The sequence below is a fragment of the Dactylosporangium sp. NPDC005555 genome, assembly GCF_040605635.1.
Classification (GTDB): Bacteria; Actinomycetota; Actinomycetes; order Mycobacteriales; family Micromonosporaceae; genus Dactylosporangium.
On the sequence record NZ_JBEXDG010000088.1, the window covers coordinates 1 to 16,557 of the forward strand.

At 72.9% G+C, this 16,557-nt stretch carries 2 protein-coding genes; both read right to left on the reverse strand.

What is annotated here, in order from left to right; all coding sequences use genetic code 11:
* Positions 1–41: 41 nt before the first annotated feature.
* Complete coding sequence (locus ABZS58_RS47400; RefSeq protein WP_354791032.1) at positions 42–6,365, reverse strand: type I polyketide synthase; 6,324 nt, start codon at positions 6,363–6,365, stop codon at positions 42–44.
* A gap of 13 nt (positions 6,366–6,378) precedes the next feature.
* Positions 6,379–16,536, reverse strand: a complete 10,158-nt coding sequence (locus tag ABZS58_RS47405) for an SDR family NAD(P)-dependent oxidoreductase (RefSeq protein WP_354791033.1) — start codon at positions 16,534–16,536, stop codon at positions 6,379–6,381.
* Positions 16,537–16,557: the final 21 nt, after the last annotated feature.

Sequence of the window (16,557 nt, forward strand, 5' to 3'; positions counted from 1 at the left end):
CCCGATCGGGACCGGCGAGCGGCGTTTCCGGTCCTGCCCGCTCAGCCGAGCGGGCGGCCGATCTCGCGGTCGATGAGGGCGAAGATCTCCGACACGGAGGACTCCCGGATCTGCTCGCCCACGGTCGACTGCTGACCGGTGCTCGTCCACCCGGCCAGCAGCGCCCGCAGCCGCGCCACCACGTCCTGCCAGGCGGGTGACGCCTGATCGGTCTCCTTGGCGGTCCGCTCCAGGGCCTCCAGGTGGACGATCGCGGCGAGCGCCGGGTCCGGTGCCGCGCCGATCAGCTCGCCGCTCAGGTAGTCGGTGAGCGCCGACGGGGTCGCATAGTCGAAGGCGATCGTGGCCGGCAGATTCAGGTCCACCGCGACGCTGAGCCGGTTCCGCAGCTCGACCGAGGTCAGCGAGTCGAAACCCAGGTCCTTGAACGGCGTCCCAGGATCAACCGCGCCCGGATCGTCATACGTGAGCACGGTCGCGACGTGGGTCCGGACCAGGTCCAGGACGGCCCGCTGCTGGTCGGCGCCGGTCAGGCCGGCCAGCCGCGCGGCGAAGGACTCCGCCGTCTCCGCGGTGCCGGAGGCCGCGCGGCGCACCTGGGCGCGCATGAGCCCGCGCAACATCGGCGGCACGGCGTCGCGTGCGGCCGAGGTGTCGACACCGATCGGAGCGATCAGCGACTCCGGCCGGTCGAACGACGCGTCGAACAGGTCCAGGCCCTGCTCGACGGAGAGCGGCACCAGTCCGGTCCGCCGCATCCGCGCCAGGTCCACGTCACTCATGTGAGAGGTGAAGGAACTGGTCACGGACCACAGCCCCCAGGGCAGCGACGTGCCGCTGAGACCGTTCGCCTGCCGGTGCGCGGCCAGCGCGTCGAGCGCCGCGTTGGCCGCCGCGTAACTGCCCTGTCCGGGGCCGCCGAGCAGACCGGCAGCGGAGGAGAACGCCACGAACGCCGCGAGGTCCCGGCCCCGGGTCAGCTCGTGCAGGTGCCGCGCGCCGTCCACTTTCGAGCGGAGCACCACGCCGAGGTCCTCGGCGGTGATCGAGTCGATGGTGGCGTCACGGGATACCCCCGCGGCATGGATGACCGCCGAGAGCGGCCGGTCCGTCGGGAGCTGATCGAGCACGCTCGCCAGCTCGTCGCGGCTGCCCACGTCGGCGGCGAACGTCGTCACCTCGGCGCCCAGGTCCGTCAGTTCGGCGGTCAGCGAAGCGGCGTCGGGTGCGTCCGCCCCCCGGCGGCTGACCAGGGCGAGGTGCCGCACGCCGTGCCGCTCGACCAGGCGCCGGGCGATCTGCCGGCCGAGCACGCCGGTGCCACCCGTGATCAGCACGGTGCCGGCGGGGTCGGGCGCCCGGGGCACGGTCACGACCACCTTGCCCACGTGGCGCGCCTGCTGGACGTACTGGAAGGCGGCCGGCGCCTGCCGGAGATCCCAGGTGGTCAGCGGCAGCGGCCGGAGGTCACCGGACTCGAACAACGCCGACAGGTCCGCGAGCATCTCGGCGATCCGGTCCGGGCCGGCCTCGACCATGTCGAAGGCCCGGTACGCCGTGCCGGGATGCTGCTCCGCGACGGCCCCGGCGTCCCGGACGTCGGTCTTGCCCATCTCCAGGAAGCGGCCACCGGACCGGAGCAGACGCAGTGATGCGTCGACGTACTCGTATGCGAGGGAGTTGAGCACGACGTCGATGCCGGCGTCGCGGAACTGGTCCTCGAACCCGAGGTTGCGGGACGACGCCAGGTGCGCGTCGTCGAAGCCGACCTCCCGCAGCGCGCCCCACTTGCCGGGGCTGGCCGTGCCGAACGTCCGCACCCCCCACAGCCGCGCGAGCTGCTGCGCCGCCATCCCGACGCCGCCGGCGGCCGAGTGGATGAGCAGGCGTTCCCCCGCCTTGATGTGCGCCAGGTCCGCGAGTCCGTAGTACGCGGTCAGGAACGTCACGGGTACCGTGGCGGCCTGGGCATGCGTCCAGGCATCCGGGATGCGCATGAGGTTGCGATGGTCGGTGACCGAGACCGGCCCCAGGCATCCGGGGAAGAGCCCCGCCACGCGGTCGCCGGGAGCGAAGGCCGTCACGGCGTCCCCGACGGCGGTCACAACCCCGGACCCGTCGGTGCAGAGCGCCGGCACCGCGCCGGGGTACATGCCCAGCACGACCATGATGTCGCGGAAGTTCAGGCCGACGGCGCGGATGCCGACCCGGACCTCGAGGGGCGAGAGGGGCCGGTCGGCGCCCTGGTCCTCCACGATCGTGAGGCTGTCGACGGTGCCGCCGCCGTCCATCCCGACCCGCCACGCATCGGAGCCGTGCGGGGGCGTCAGGATCCGCACCGCCGTCGCCCGCTCCAGCCGCGGCGCGTACGGGATGCCACGCCGCACCGCCAGCTCCGGCGCGCCGAGCATGACCGCCGCGGGGACGGCCGCGGCGGACGCGGGGTCGTCGTCGATGTCGACGAGGGTGAAGCGGCCGGGCCGCTCGTTCTGCGCGCTGCGGATCAGCCCCCACGCCGGGGCCGCGTCCAGGTCGACGTCCTCGCCGGGGCGGGTGGAGACCGCACCCCGGGTGAGGACGGCCAGCCGCGTGTCGCGGAAACGGTGGTCGGCCAGCCACTGCTGGACACGGTCCAGGGTGGCGGCGATCGGCCCGGTCGCGCAGAGCACGGCGACGGCCGGTGGCTCACCCGCGTCGCAGGCCCGCACCGCGACGCCCCGGGAGGCGAGGCCGAGATCGTCGGCGCCGAGCAGGGCGAGCGCGCCGGTCTCGTCGCCGGGCGTCTCGCGGACCGCGGTCCACTGGAGCACGAGCAGCGACTCGGCGGCCGGCCGTGCGCCGCTGACGCGCAGGGCGGCGGGGTTCACCGGCCGCACCCGGACCGACTCGACGCCGGCCACCGGCTCGCCGGCCGGGTCCGCGAGCTGCAGGGAGACCCGGTGCTCGTCGGTGCGGCGCAGCCGGACCCGCACCGCGGTCGCGCCGGTCGCGAACAGGTCGATGCCGCTCCAGGAGAACGGGATGAGCACATCGTCGCCCGGGCCGCCGCCGAGCGCCAGTGCGTGCATGCAGGCGTCGAGCAGCGCCGGATGGATTCGGTACCGCTCCGCCTCGGCGTGCCGCTCGGCGTCCAGTGCGACCTCGGCGTAGATGTCGTCGCCGTCGCGCCAGGCGGCCTCGAGGTTGCGGAAGTCCGGCCCGTAGTCGTACCCGAGCTCGGCCAGGTCCTCGTACATCCCGGTGATGTCGATAGGGGCCGCGCCCGGCGGTGGCCACGACGTCGCCCATGCGTACGCCTCCTGCTGGGGCGTCTCCGGGCTGATCGACCCGGTCGCGTGCGTCGCCCACGGCGTGTCACCGGCGCCCTGCGGCCGCGACCGGATGGTGATGCCCCGCTGCCCAGCGGGGTCCGCGTCGCCGACCTCGACCTGCAGGTTCGTCGCGCCCGTGGCGGGCATCGGCAGTGGTTGTTCGATGGTGAGATCGGTGATGTGCGGGGTGTTGTGACTCGTGGCGGTGTGGAGGGCGAGGTCGAGCAGGGTGGTGGCGGGGGCGATGGGCGTGCCGAGGATGGTGTGCTGGTTGAGCCAGGGGTGCGTTTTGGGGTTGATGCGCCCGGAGTAGACGGTGTGGCCGGTGGGGAGAGTGATGGAGCTGGCGAGGTGGGGGTGGGTGGTGGGGTCGAGTCCGAGGTCGGTCGGGTTGGTGTCGGTGGTCGGGGTGAGCCAGTAGTGCTGGTGCTGGAAGGGGTACGTGGGAAGACCGGCGACGGTGTCGCTGCCGGGCCAGGTGATGGCGTGGTTGGTGTGGGTGTGGACGGTGGCGAGCGCGGTGAGCAGGGTGGTGGTTTGGGGTTTGGTGCGGTGCTGGACGCCGACGTTGAGCGCCCCGGTGAGGTGCGGGGTGAGCTGCGTGTCGGGCCCGACTTCGATGAACGTGGTGGTGCCGTGGTCGGTCAGGTAGGTCAGTGCGTGGTGGAGGTTGACGGTGTTGCGGGCGTGTCTGGCCCAGTCGGTGGTGGTGAGGGGCTGCGCGGTGGTGGTGGAGATGACGGGGATGGTGGCGGGGTGGTAGGTGAGTTGCGCCGCGATGTCGGTGAGGGGGGTGAGGATGGGGTCCATCAGGGCGGAGTGGAAGGCGTGGCTGACGTGCAGCCAGCGGGTCCGGTGGCCGTCGCTGCGGAGTCGGGTGTCGATCGCTTCGAGGTCGTGTCTGGGTCCGGAGATGACGAGTGAGGTGGGGGAGTTGACGGCGGCGATGGACGTGCCGTCGGTCAGGTAAGGCCGGACGGTGTCGGCGCTGGTGCTGGCGGCGAGCATGGCACCGCCGGGTGGGAGGTCCTGCATGAGCCGGGCGCGGGTGGTGATGAGTGTTGCGGCGTCGGGGAGGGTGAGGATCCCGGCGGCGTGCGCGGCGGTGATCTCGCCGATGGAGTGTCCGGTGAGGTAGTGCGGTGTGACGCCGGTGCTGCGGATGAGGCGGTACAGCGCGGTTTCGACGGCGAAGATCGCGGGTTGTGCGTATCCGGTCTGGTTCAACACGTCGGCCGGTCCGTTGAACATGAGGGTCTTGAGCTGTGGGTCGAGCTGGGCGAGTGCTTCGTCGAGGGCGTCGGCGAAGACGGGGAACGCGTTGTAGAGGTCTCGTCCCATGCCGGGGTATTGGCTGCCCTGGCCGGTGAAGACGAACGCGGTCTTGCCGGTACTGCGACCGGCCCCGGAGTTGGTGATCAGGGCAGGAGTGGCGGTGCCGTCGGTGAGCGCGGTGAGCGTCGCGCGGAGCTCGGCGGGATCGGTGGCGACGATCGCGGCCCGGTGCGGCATCCTCGCACGGCTTGCGGCAAGCGTCCGTGCGACGCCGTTGAGGTCACCGCCCGACCCGGCCGGGAGCAGCCGGGTCGCATAGTCGGCAAGCGCTCGCTCGGACCTGGCCGAGATCAGCCACGGCAGGAGCACATCGGAAGCTTCGGCGACATCCGCCTGCACCGGCGACTGCTCGACGATGACATGCGCGTTGGTGCCGGACAGACCGAACGACGACACCGCGGCGCGGCGCGGGTGGCCGGTGGCGGTCCAGGGCAGGGCGGCGGTCAGCAGCTGAATGCTGTCGTCCCAGCTCACGTGCGGCGTCGGCGCGTCGACGTGCAGCGTCTGCGGCAGCGTGCCGTATCGCATCGCCTGGATCATCTTGATGATGCCGGCGACGCCGGCGGCTGCTTGGGTGTGGCCGATGTTCGACTTGATCGAGCCGAGGTGCAGGGGCCGGCCGGCGGGACGGTGCCGACCGTAGGTGGCGAGCAACGCTTGGGCCTCGATCGGGTCGCCGAGTGCGGTGCCGGTGCCGTGGGCTTCGACCGCGTCGATGTCGGCGGCGGACAGGCGGGCGTTGGCGAGGGCCTGACGGATGACCCGTTCCTGCGACGGCCCGTTGGGTGCGGTCAGGCCGTTGCTGGCGCCGTCCTGGTTCACCGCCGACCCACGGATCACCGCGAGCACGGGGTGACCGTTGCGTTCCGCGTCGGACAGCCGCTCGAGCAGCAGCAGGCCGACCCCTTCGGCCCAGCCGGTGCCGTCGGCCGCCGCCGCGAACGACTTGCACCGCCCGTCCGGGGCCAGCCCCCGCTGCCGCGAGAACTCGATGAACGCACCCGGGGTGGCGATCACGGTGGCGCCGCCGGCCAGCGCGAGGGTGCACTCGCCGGAGCGCAGCGCCTGACCGGCGAGGTGGACCGCGACCAGCGACGAGGAGCAGGCGGTGTCGAGGGTGACGGCGGGGCCGTGCAGGCCGAGCGTGTACGCCACCCGGCCCGAGGCGACGGCGCCGGTCTTGCCGGTCACCATGTAGCCCTCGACCTCCTCCGGCGCCCTGCCCGCCTCGGGACCGTAGTCGTGATACACGATCCCGGCGTAGACGCCGGTGTCGGTGCCGTGCAGCGCGGCCGGGTCGATGCCCGCGGACTCGATCGCCTCCCACGCGACCTCCAGGAGCAGCCGCTGCTGCGGGTCGGCGGCGAGCGCCTCACGCCGGTTCATCTCGAAGAACGCCGCGTCGAACTGGTCCGCGTCGTACAGGAAGCCGCCGTGGCGCGTGTACGACGTGCCCATCCGGTCCGGGTCCGGGTCGTAGACCGCGTCGGTGTCCCAGCCGCGGTTGTCGGGGAACGGCCCGATCGCGTCGGTGCCGGTGTCGACCAGCCGCCACAGGTCCTCCGGCGAGCGGACCCCGCCGGGGAACCGGCACGCCATCCCCACCACCGCGATCGGCTCGTGCCGGGCTGCCTCCGACGCTGCCAGGCGCTGACGGGTGTCCCGGAGGTCGGAGACGGCGCGCTTCAGGTAGCTGCGCAGCCTTTCGTCGTCGGACATCAGGTAACCCCAATCAGAGTTCGTTGTCGATGATGGCGAACATCTCTTCGTCGGACGCCGAGTCCAGGTCGGCGGAGTCGGCCCGGCCGGCCGGCAGTTCGGCGCCGACGCGCGCCGCGAGGTCGGTGAGCCGCCCGGCGAGCCAGGTGCGCGAATCGGCGTCGGCGACCTCCGCGAGCGTGATCTCCAGCCGCGTGAGGTGCTCCTCGAGGAGCTGGGTGGCGGACGACGCGGTCGGGATCACCCGTTCGCAGATGTACCCGGCCAGCGTCGTGGGCGTCGGGTAGTCGTAGACGAGCGTGGCCGGCAGCGGCACCCCGGTGACGTTGGCGAGGCGGTCCCGCAGCTCCGTCGCGGTGAGGGAGCTGATGCCGAGCTCCTGGAACGGCTGGTCCGCGGCGACCGACTCGGGCCCGGCGTGACCGAGCACGTCGGCCAGAGCCTGCCGGACGATGACCAGCACGGTGTCCTGCCGCTCCTCGGCGGACCGGTCCTCGAGCTCGCGCCGGAGGTTGAACGACGTCCGCGCCTGCCTGGGCGGCTTCACCGCGGGTGCACCACCGGCCGGGCGCGCGGCCACCAGACGGGGAAGGTCGCTGGTGAGCGCCTGGTCGAAGAGGCTCAGGGCGGCGGCAGGCGGCATCGGTGCGCGCCACTCCCGCTCGCCCGCGCCGGCCGTCCCGCTCCACGGACCCCACGCCACGGCGGTGGCAGGCAACCCCTTGCCGTGCCGGTATGTGGCCAGGCCGTCCGGGAACGCCGCGCCGGCGGGGCCGAGGTAGGAGGAGAACAGCACGAACGCCGCGAGGACCTGGTCCTTGGTGCGCTGGTGGAGGTGCCAGGCGGTCTCGGGAGCCTCGACGGTGTGGATGACGGCCGTGAGCGGGTGCTCCGGGGGGATGCCGGCGAGGTCCGCGTCGATCGCGTCCGGGTCGAGGTGCGGCGTCAGGAGCACGTGCCGCAGACCGTGACGGGCGGACAGATGCTCGGCGATCAGCGCGCCGACGGCGGTGCCCGCGCCGGTGACCAGGACCGTGCCCTCCGGATCCCAGCCGATGGCCGGCTCGGCCCGCCGGGGCAGCTCGACGAGATGCGGGACGCGCAGCTCACCCTGGCCGCAGGCGTACCGCGGATGACCGCCGGCGAGACAGTCGGCAAGCAGCGCCGGCGTGAACGCCGAGCCGGGGGCGAGGTCGGCGAGGACCAGGCGGCCGGGGTGCTCGGCCTGGACGGCGCAGAGCCGGCCCCAGACCGAGGTGGCGGCGAGCGTGCCGGTGGTGACGCCGCTGGTCAGCACCAGGAGGCGGACATCAGCGAGCCGGTCGTCGGCGAGGAACCGCTCCACCACGGGCAGGGTCTGCCCGGCGGAGGTGCGGGCGTCCAGCGCGGCGTCGTCACCGTCGGCCGGCGCCGGCACCGAGCAGACGACCGCCCGCGGGAGCGTCTCCAGCGCGAGGAGTTCGTCGAGACCGGCCACCTCGTCGAGACCGTCCACAATGGAAAAACCGGTCGCCACCGGGAAGACCTGCTCCGGCGTGCCCGGCCGGGTGGGCAGCGGGCGCCACTCCACCACGCGGAGCGGCTGCGGAGCGAGCGCCGCGATCCGGTCGGGTGCGATGGGCTCGAATGTGACGGTGCCGAACGAGGCGACCGGCAGACCGTCCAGGTCGCTGACGGTCACGGCGTACCCACCATCGGCGGGCCGGACGCGCACCCGGATGTCGGTGGCCCGGTGCCCGGTGAACGCCACCCCGCTCCACGACGACGGGAACGCGATCGAGGTCGGTGGCGCGGTGTCGAGATGGGCGAACGCCGCGGCGTGCAGGCCGGCGTCGAGGAGCGCGGGGTGGATGGCGAAGTCGCCGTCGGTGCCGGCGGGCGGGAGGCCTGCCTCGGCGTAGACGTCCTCGCCGTGCCTCCAGGCGGCCGTCACACCACGGAACGCCGGCCCGTATTCGTAGCCGCGCTCGGCGAGACGGGCGTAGACGTCATCCAGGTCCAGCGGCAGCGCATCCCCGGGCGGCACACACGACGTCGCGTGATGAGCCGCGGGCACGGGCGAGACCACGGCATGGGCGTTGCGGACCAGCGGCGCCGCCGCCTCCAGACCCTCGGCCGCCGAATGCACGCTGACCCGGCGCAGCCCGGACTCGTCCGGCGCCGTGACGGTCACCTGGATGCGGACCGCGCCGTCGCTCGCGAGCGACAGCGGTTGCTCGATGGTGAAATCGGTGATGTACGGGGTGTCGTGACTCGTGGCGGCGTGCACGGCGAGGTCGAGGAGGGTCGTGGCGGGGGCGATGGGCGTGCCGAGGATCGTGTGCTGCTCGAGCCAGGGATGGGTCCTCGCACTGATACGTCCCAGATAGGTCGTGTCGTTGCCGGGGAGAGTGATGGAGCTGGTGAGGTGGGGGTGGGTGGTGGGGTCGAGTCCGAGGTCGGTGGCGTTGGTGTTGGTGGATGGGGTGAGCCAGTAGTGCTGGTGTTGGAAGGGGTACGTGGGCAGGTCGGCGACGGTGTTGGTGGTGCCGGGCCAGGTGATGGCGTGGTTGGTGTGGGTGTGGATGGTGGCGAGTGCGGTGAGCAGGGTGGTGGTTTGGGGTTTGGTGCGGTGCTGGATGCCGGTGTTGAGGATTCCGGTGAGGTGTGGGGTGAGGTGGGTGTCGGGTCCGATTTCGATGAACGTTGTGGTGCCGTGGTCGGTCAGGTAGGCGAGTGCTTCGTGCAGGTTGACGGTGCCCCTGGCGTGCCCGGCCCAGTCGGTGGTGGTGAAGGGACGTGCGGTGGTGGTGGAGATGAGCGGGATGGTGGCGGGGTGGTGGGTGAGTTGTGCCGCGACGTCGGTGAGGGGGGTGAGCACGGGGTCCATCAGGGCGGAGTGGAAGGCGTGGCTGACGTGGAGCCAGCGGGTGCGGTGACCGTCGGCTTGGAGTTGGGTGTTGATGGACTCCAAGGCGTTCTTTGGTCCGGAGATGACGAGTGAGGTGGGGGAGTTGACGGCGGCGATGGCGGCGTCGTCGGTCAGGTAGGGCCGGACGTTGTCGGGGGTTGTGTTGGCGGCGAGCATGGCGCCGCCGGGTGGGAGTTGTTGCATGAGGTTGGCGCGGGTGGTGATGAGGGTCGCGGCGTCGGGGAGGGTGAGGATCCCGGCGGCGTGGGCGGCGGTGATCTCGCCGATGGAATGCCCAGTCAGGTAGTTGGGCGTGACGCCGGTGCTGCGGATGAGTCGGTAGAGCGCGGTTTCAACGGCGAAGATGGCGGGTTGGGCGTAGCCGGTTTGGTTGAGCAGTTCGGCGGGGCCGTTGAACATGAGGGTTTTGAGGTGCGGGTCGAGGTGGGCGAGGGCTTCGTCGAGTGCGTCGGCGAAGACGGGGAAGGCGTCGTAGAGGTCTCGGCCCATGCCGGGGTACTGACTGCCCTGCCCGGTGAACACGAACGCGGTCTTGCCGCTGCTGCGGCTGTTGCCGGAGTTGGTGATCAGGGCAGGAGTGGCGGTGCGGAACTCGGCCGGGTCGGCCGCGATGATCGCAGCGCGATGCGGCATGCCAGCACGGCTGGCGGCGAGCGTCCGGGCGATCGCGTTGAGGTCGGCGCCCGCGGCCGCGGGGAGCAGCCGGGCCGTGTAGTCGGCGAGGGCCTGCTCCGTCTTCGCCGAGATCAGCCACGGCAGCAGCACATCGGCGTCACCCGGGGTCCCGTCGTCGCGGACCGGCTCCTCGACGATGACGTGCGCGTTGGTGCCCGAGATCCCGAACGACGACACCGCCGCGCGGCGCGGACGCGACGCCTCCGGCCACGGCGCCGGCGCCGTCAGCAGCCGGACGCTGTCGCCCCACTCGACGTGCGGCGTCGGCGCGTCGACGTGCAGCGTCTGCGGCAGCGTGCCGTGCCGCATCGCCTGGATCATCTTGATGATGCCGGCGACGCCGGCCGCGGCCTGGGTGTGGCCGATGTTCGACTTGATCGAGCCGAGCCACAGCGGTGCGTCCGCCGGACGGTCCTGACCATAGGTGGCGAGCAACGCCTGGGCCTCGATCGGGTCGCCGAGCGCGGTGCCGGTGCCGTGGGCCTCGACCGCGTCGATGTCGGCGGCGGACAGGCGGGCGTTGGCGAGGGCCTGACGGATGACCCGTTCCTGCGACGGCCCGTTGGGTGCGGTCAGGCCGTTGCTGGCGCCGTCCTGGTTCACCGCCGACCCACGGATCACCGCGAGCACGGGGTGACCGTTGCGTTCCGCGTCCGACAGCCGCTCGAGGAGGAGCACGCCGACCCCTTCGGCCCAGCCGGTGCCGTCCGCGCCGGTGCCGAACGATTTGCAGCGCCCGTCCGGCGCCAGCCCCCGCTGCCGCGAGAACTCGATGAACGCGGTCGGTGTCGCGAGGACCGTCGCACCGCCGGCCAGTGCGAGCGAGCATTCGCCGGTGCGCAAAGCCTGCCCGGCCATGTGGATGGCGACCAGCGAGGAGGAGCAGGCAGTGTCGACGGTGACGGCCGGTCCCTGCAGGCCCAGGGTGTAGGCGATGCGCCCGGTGGCCACGCTGCCGGCGGTACCGGTGCCGAGGAGCCCTTCGAGGTGCGCGGGCTGGGCGAGGGTGGCGTAGTCGTGGTACATGAGCCCGGCGTAGGTGCCGGTGTCGGTGCCGTGCAGGGTGGCCGGGTCGATGCCCGCGGACTCGATCGCCTCCCACGCCACCTCGAGCAGCAGCCGCTGCTGCGGATCGGTGGCCAGGGCCTCCCGCGGGGACATCTCGAAGAACGCGGCGTCGAAGCCGCCCGCGTCGTGGAGGAATCCTCCGTGCCGGGTGTACGAGGTGCCGGCGTGGTCAGGGTCCGGGTCGTAGAGGGTGTCGAGGTTCCAGCCGCGGTTGTCGGGGAACGGCCCGATCGCGTCGGTGCCGGTGTCGACGAGCCGCCACAGGTCCTGTGGTGAGCGGACCCCGCCGGGGTACCGGCACGCCATTCCCACCACGGCGATCGGGTCGTCGCCGTCGACGGTCCCGGACGCCGCGACGGTGACGGGCGCGTGATCGCCGAGGATCTCCCTGAGCAGGAACGCGGCGAGCGCGGCCGGCGACGGGTGGTCGAAGACCATGGTCGCGGGCAGGCGCAGGGCGACCGCCGCCGCCAGCCGGTTCCGGAGCTCGACCCCCATGAGCGAGTCGAACCCCAGCTCCTTGAACGTCAGATCGAGGTCGACCGATTCGAGGCTGCGATGGTCCAGGACCGACACGATCGCCGAACGGATGAGTCCGAGCAGGTGCTCCGTGCGCTCCGGCGGTGACTGCGCCGCCAGCCGGCCGGCCAGTGAGGCGACGGCCTCGCGGGGAGCCGCGGTCGCCTTCCGCGGGCCCGCCGGGACCAGGTCGCGGAACACGGCCGGGAGCCGGCCCGCGTCGGCGAGCCGACGGAGGCCGGGCCGGTCCAGGTGGGTCGTGACGACCACCGGCACGCCACCGGCCAGCGCGGCGTCGAACAGTGCCAGGCCGTGCCCGGTGGAGAGCGGGCGGATGCCGTTGCGGCTCATCCGCCGCCGGCTGACGTCGTCCAGGTTCGCGGTCATGCCGCTGGACTCGTCCCACAGGCCCCATGCCATGGACGTGGCGGGGAGCCCCCGCGCCCGGCGCTGGGCGGCGAGCGCGTCGAGGAACGCGTTGGCCGCGGCGTAGCCGGCCTGCCCGGCGCTGCCGATGGTGCCGGCCAGCGAGGAGAACAGCACGAACGCCGCGAGCGGCCGGTCCTCGGTGAGCCGGTGCAGCCGCCAGGCCGCGTCGGCCTTGGGTGCCAGGACCCGGTCCAAGCTCTCGGGGGTCAGGACCGTGGCGGTGGCATCGTCGACGACACCGGCGGCGTGGACGACCGCGGTCAGCGGATGGGCGGCCGGCACGGCGGCGAGCTCGGCGGCGAGGGCGTCCGCGTCGGCGATGTCGCAGGCGTGGACGACGACCTCCGCGCCGAGGCCGGTCAGCTCCGCGGCGAGCGGCCCGGCGCCGGGCGCGGCAGGTCCGCCGCGGGACAGCAGGAGGAGGTGGCGGACGCCGTACCGGGTGACCAGATGCCGGGCGACGAGCCCGCCGAGCGTGCCGGTGCCCCCGGTGATCAGCACCGTGCCCGCAGGGTCCAGCGCGGGCGCCGCCACCGGCTGCGGCGCCGTGGACAGGCGCGGCGCGTGCAGGACGCCGTCGCGGACGGCCACCTGCGGCTCGCCGGTGGCCACCGCGGCGGCGAGGTGGGCGTGCGACGCGGCGGCGCCGTCGACATCGACGAGCGCGAACTGCTCGGGATGCTCCAGCTGCACGCTGCGGATCAGCCCCCACACCGCCGCGGCGGCGAGGTCGTCGGCCGGCGCGTCCGGCCCGGCCGCGACGGCGCCGCGGGTCACGAAGGTCAGCCGCGACGACGCGAGCCGGTCGTCGGCGAGCCACTGGCGGACCGCGTCGAGCACGGACCGCAACACCACCCGCACGGCGTCCGGCAGATCGGCGCCGATGGGCGGGACGACCGGGACGAAGACGGTGTCCGGGGCCGGCGCGCCGGCGGTGAGCGTCGCGCGCAACGCCGCGATGTCGGCGTGGACGTCGCCGCCGGCGCCGGGAAGCTCGCCGATGACCGCCGTCCTGCCCGTGGCCGGACCGGGGAGCCCGGGGAGCGCGGGCCAGCCCAGCACCAGCGCCGCCGGTGCGGTTGACGGGCCCCGCACCGCGTCCGCCGGCAACGGGCGGAGCGTCAGCGAGTCCACGGTGACGACCGCCGCACCGGCCGGATCGGTCATCTCGACCGCGTAGCCGTCGCCGGTGCGGGACAGCAGCACCCGCAGCGTCGTGGCGCCGACGGCGTGGATCCGCACCCCGTGCCAGGAGAACGGCACCAGCCGGCCGTCGGGTGCGCCCAGCGCGATGGGGTGGAGGGCGGCGTCGAGGAGGGCGGGGTGGACGGCGTACGCGTCGCCGTCGCCGGTGGCGGCGAGCGTGACCTCGGCGGCGATGCCGTCGCCGTGCCGCCACGCGGCGGTCAGGCCCTGGAACGCCGGCCCGTATTCGTAGCCGTGCTCGGCGAGACGGGCATAGGCGTCATCCAGGTCGATCGGGGTGGCACCGGCCGGCGGCCATGCGGCACCGCGGACGGCCGGCGCGGGCGGATCGTCGCCGGAGTGCAGCACACCGGTGGCGTGGCGGACCCAGTCCTGCTCGTCGGTGGTGTCGTCGGCGCGGGCGTAGATGTCGAGGGTGCGCCGGCCGTCGTCGTCCGGGCCGACGAAGCAGTGGACGGCCACCCCGCCGGATGCGGGAACGACCAGCGGCGCCTCGATGAGGAACTCGTCGAGGCGAAGGCAGCCGACCTTCTGCCCGGCGGTGAGTGCCAGCTCCACGAACGCCGTGCCGGGCAGCAGCGCAGTGCCGGACAGGGCGTGATCGGCGAGCCACGGCTGCTCGCCGAGGGACAGCCCGCCGGTGACCAGGACGCCCCTGCCGTCGCCGATCTCCGCCGTCGCGCGCAGGAGCGGGTGGTGCAGCGCGGTGAGCCCGAGCGCCCTGACGTCCGAGGCGCGCACCGAAGACGCGGGCCAGTAGCGCTGGTGCTGGAAGGGGTACGTGGGCAGGTCGGCGACGGCGGTGCTGGTGCCGGGCCAGGTGATGGTGTGGGTGGTGTGGGTGTGGATGGTGGCGAGCGCGGTGAGCAGGGTGTGGGCCTGTGGTTTGGTGCGGTGTTGGACGCCGATGTTGAGCGCCCCGGTGAGGTGCGGGGTGAGGTGGGTGTCGGGCCCGATCTCGATGAACGTGGTGGTGCCGTGGTCGGTCAGGTAGGTCAGTGCGTGGTGGAGGTTGACGGTGTTGCGGGCGTGTCTGGCCCAGTCGGTGGTGGTGAGGGGCTGCGCGGTGGTGGTGGAGATGACGGGGATGGTGGCGGGGTGGTGGGTGAGTTGCGCCGCGATGTCGGTGAGGGGGGTGAGGATGGGGTCCATCAGGGCGGAGTGGAAGGCGTGGCTGACGTGCAGCCAGCGGGTCCGGTGGCCCTCGGTTTTAAGTTGGGTGTCGATGGACTCCAGGGCGTCCTTTGGTCCGGAGATGACAACTGACGTGGGGGAGTTGACGGCGGCGATGGACGTCTCGTCGGTCAGGTAAGGCCGGACGGTGTCGACGCCGGTGCTGGCGGCGAGCATGGCGCCGCCGGGTGGGAGTTGTTGCATGAGGTTGGCGCGGGTGGTGATGAGCGTTGCGGCGTCGGGGAGGGTGAGGATCCCGGCGGCGTGGGCGGCGGTGATCTCGCCGATGGAGTGTCCGGTGAGGTAGTGCGGTGTGACGCCGGTGCTGCGGATGAGGCGGTAGAGCGCGGTTTCGACGGCGAAGATCGCCGGTTGTGCGTATCCGGTCTGGTTCAACACGTCGGCCGGTCCGTTGAACATGAGGGTCTTGAGCTGCGGGTCGAGGTGGGCGAGTGCTTCGTCGAGGGCGTCGGCGAAGACGGGGAACGCGTTGTAGAGGTCTCGTCCCATGCCGGGGTATTGGCTGCCCTGGCCGGTGAAGACGAACGCGGTCTTGCCGGTGCTGCGATCGGCCCCGGAACCGGTGATCAGGGTGGGAGCGGCGGTGTGGAAGTCGGTGGGGTCGGCCGCGATGATGGCGGCGCGGTGCGGCATGCCCGCACGACTGGCGGCGAGGGTTCGGGCGATGGCGTTGAGGTCGGCGTCCGCGGCCGGGGGAAGGAGCCGGTTCGTGTAGTCAGCGAGGGCTTGTTCGGTCTTCGCCGAGATCAGCCACGGCAGCAGCACGTCGGAGGGTTCGGCGGCATTCGTCGGTACCGGCGACTGCTCGACGATGACGTGCGCGTTGGTGCCCGAGATCCCGAACGAGGACACCGCCGCGCGGCGAGGACGCGACCCTTCCGGCCACGGCACCGGCGCCGTCAGCAACCGGATGCTGTCGTCCCACTCGACGTGCGGCGTGGGCGCGTCGACGTGCAGGGTCTGCGGCAGGGTGCCGTGCCGCATCGCCTGGATCATCTTGATGATGCCCGCGACGCCGGCCGCGGCCTGGGTGTGGCCGATGTTCGACTTGATCGAGCCGAGCCAGAGCGGTGCGTCCGCCGGACGGTCCCGGCCGTAGGTGGCGAGCAACGCCTGGGCCTCGATCGGGTCGCCGAGCGCGGTGCCGGTGCCGTGCGCCTCGACCGCGTCGATGTCCGCGGGTGTGAGCCGGGCGTTGGCGAGGGCCTGGCGGATGACCCGTTCCTGCGACGGTCCGTTGGGTGCGGTGAGGCCGTTGCTGGCGCCGTCCTGGTTCACCGCCGACCCGCGGATCACCGCCAGGACCGGGTGACCGTTGCGTTCCGCGTCCGACAGCCGCTCCAGCACCAGCATGCCGGCGCCCTCGGCCCAGCCCGCCCCGTCGGCCGCCGCCGCGAACGACTTGCACCGCCCGTCCACGGCCAGCCCCCGCTGCCGGGAGAAGTCGACGAAGATCCCGGGCGTGGCCATCACCGTCGCGCCGCCGGCCAGCGCGAGCGAGCATTCGCCGGTGCGCAAAGCCTGCCCGGCCATGTGGATGGCGACCAGTGAGGAGGAGCAGGCGGTGTCGACGGTGACGGCCGGTCCCTGCAGGCCCAGGGTGTAGGCGATGCGCCCGGTGGCGACGCTGCCGGCGGTGCCCGTCCCGACCAGACCTTCCAGATGCGCGGGAAGGGAGAGCGTGGCGTAGTCGTGGTACATCACGCCGGCGTACGTGCCGGTGTCGGTGCCGTGCAGGGTGGCCGGGTCGATGCCCGCGGACTCGATCGCCTCCCACGCCACCTCGAGCAGCAGCCGCTGCTGCGGATCGGTGGCCAGGGCCTCCCGCGGGGACATCTCGAAGAACGCGGCGTCGAAGCCGCCCGCGTCCGGGAGGAACCCACCGTGCCGGGTGTACGAGGTGCCGGCGTGGTCCGGGTCCGGGTCGTAGAGCGCGTCGGTGTCCCAGCCGCGGTCGCCGGGGAACGGCCCGATCGCGTCGGTCCCGGTGTCGACGAGCCGCCACAGGTCCTGCGGTGAGCGGACCCCGCCCGGGTACCGGCACGCCATCCCCACCACCGCGATCGGCTCGTGCCGGGCCGCCTCCACCTCGGCCAGGCGTTGAGAGGTCTGCTCCAGATCGGCGACCGCGCGCCGCAGGTAGCTTCGCAGCTTCTCATCGTCCGACATCAGGCACCCCATTCAGCATTC

Excerpts from the sequence above, each read along its gene's own strand:
- ABZS58_RS47400 (WP_354791032.1), bottom strand. The coding sequence starts at position 6,365 with ATGTCCGACGACGAAAGGCTGCGCAGCTACCTGAAGCGCGCCGTCTCC.
- ABZS58_RS47405 (WP_354791033.1), bottom strand. The coding sequence starts at position 16,536 with ATGTCGGACGATGAGAAGCTGCGAAGCTACCTGCGGCGCGCGGTCGCC.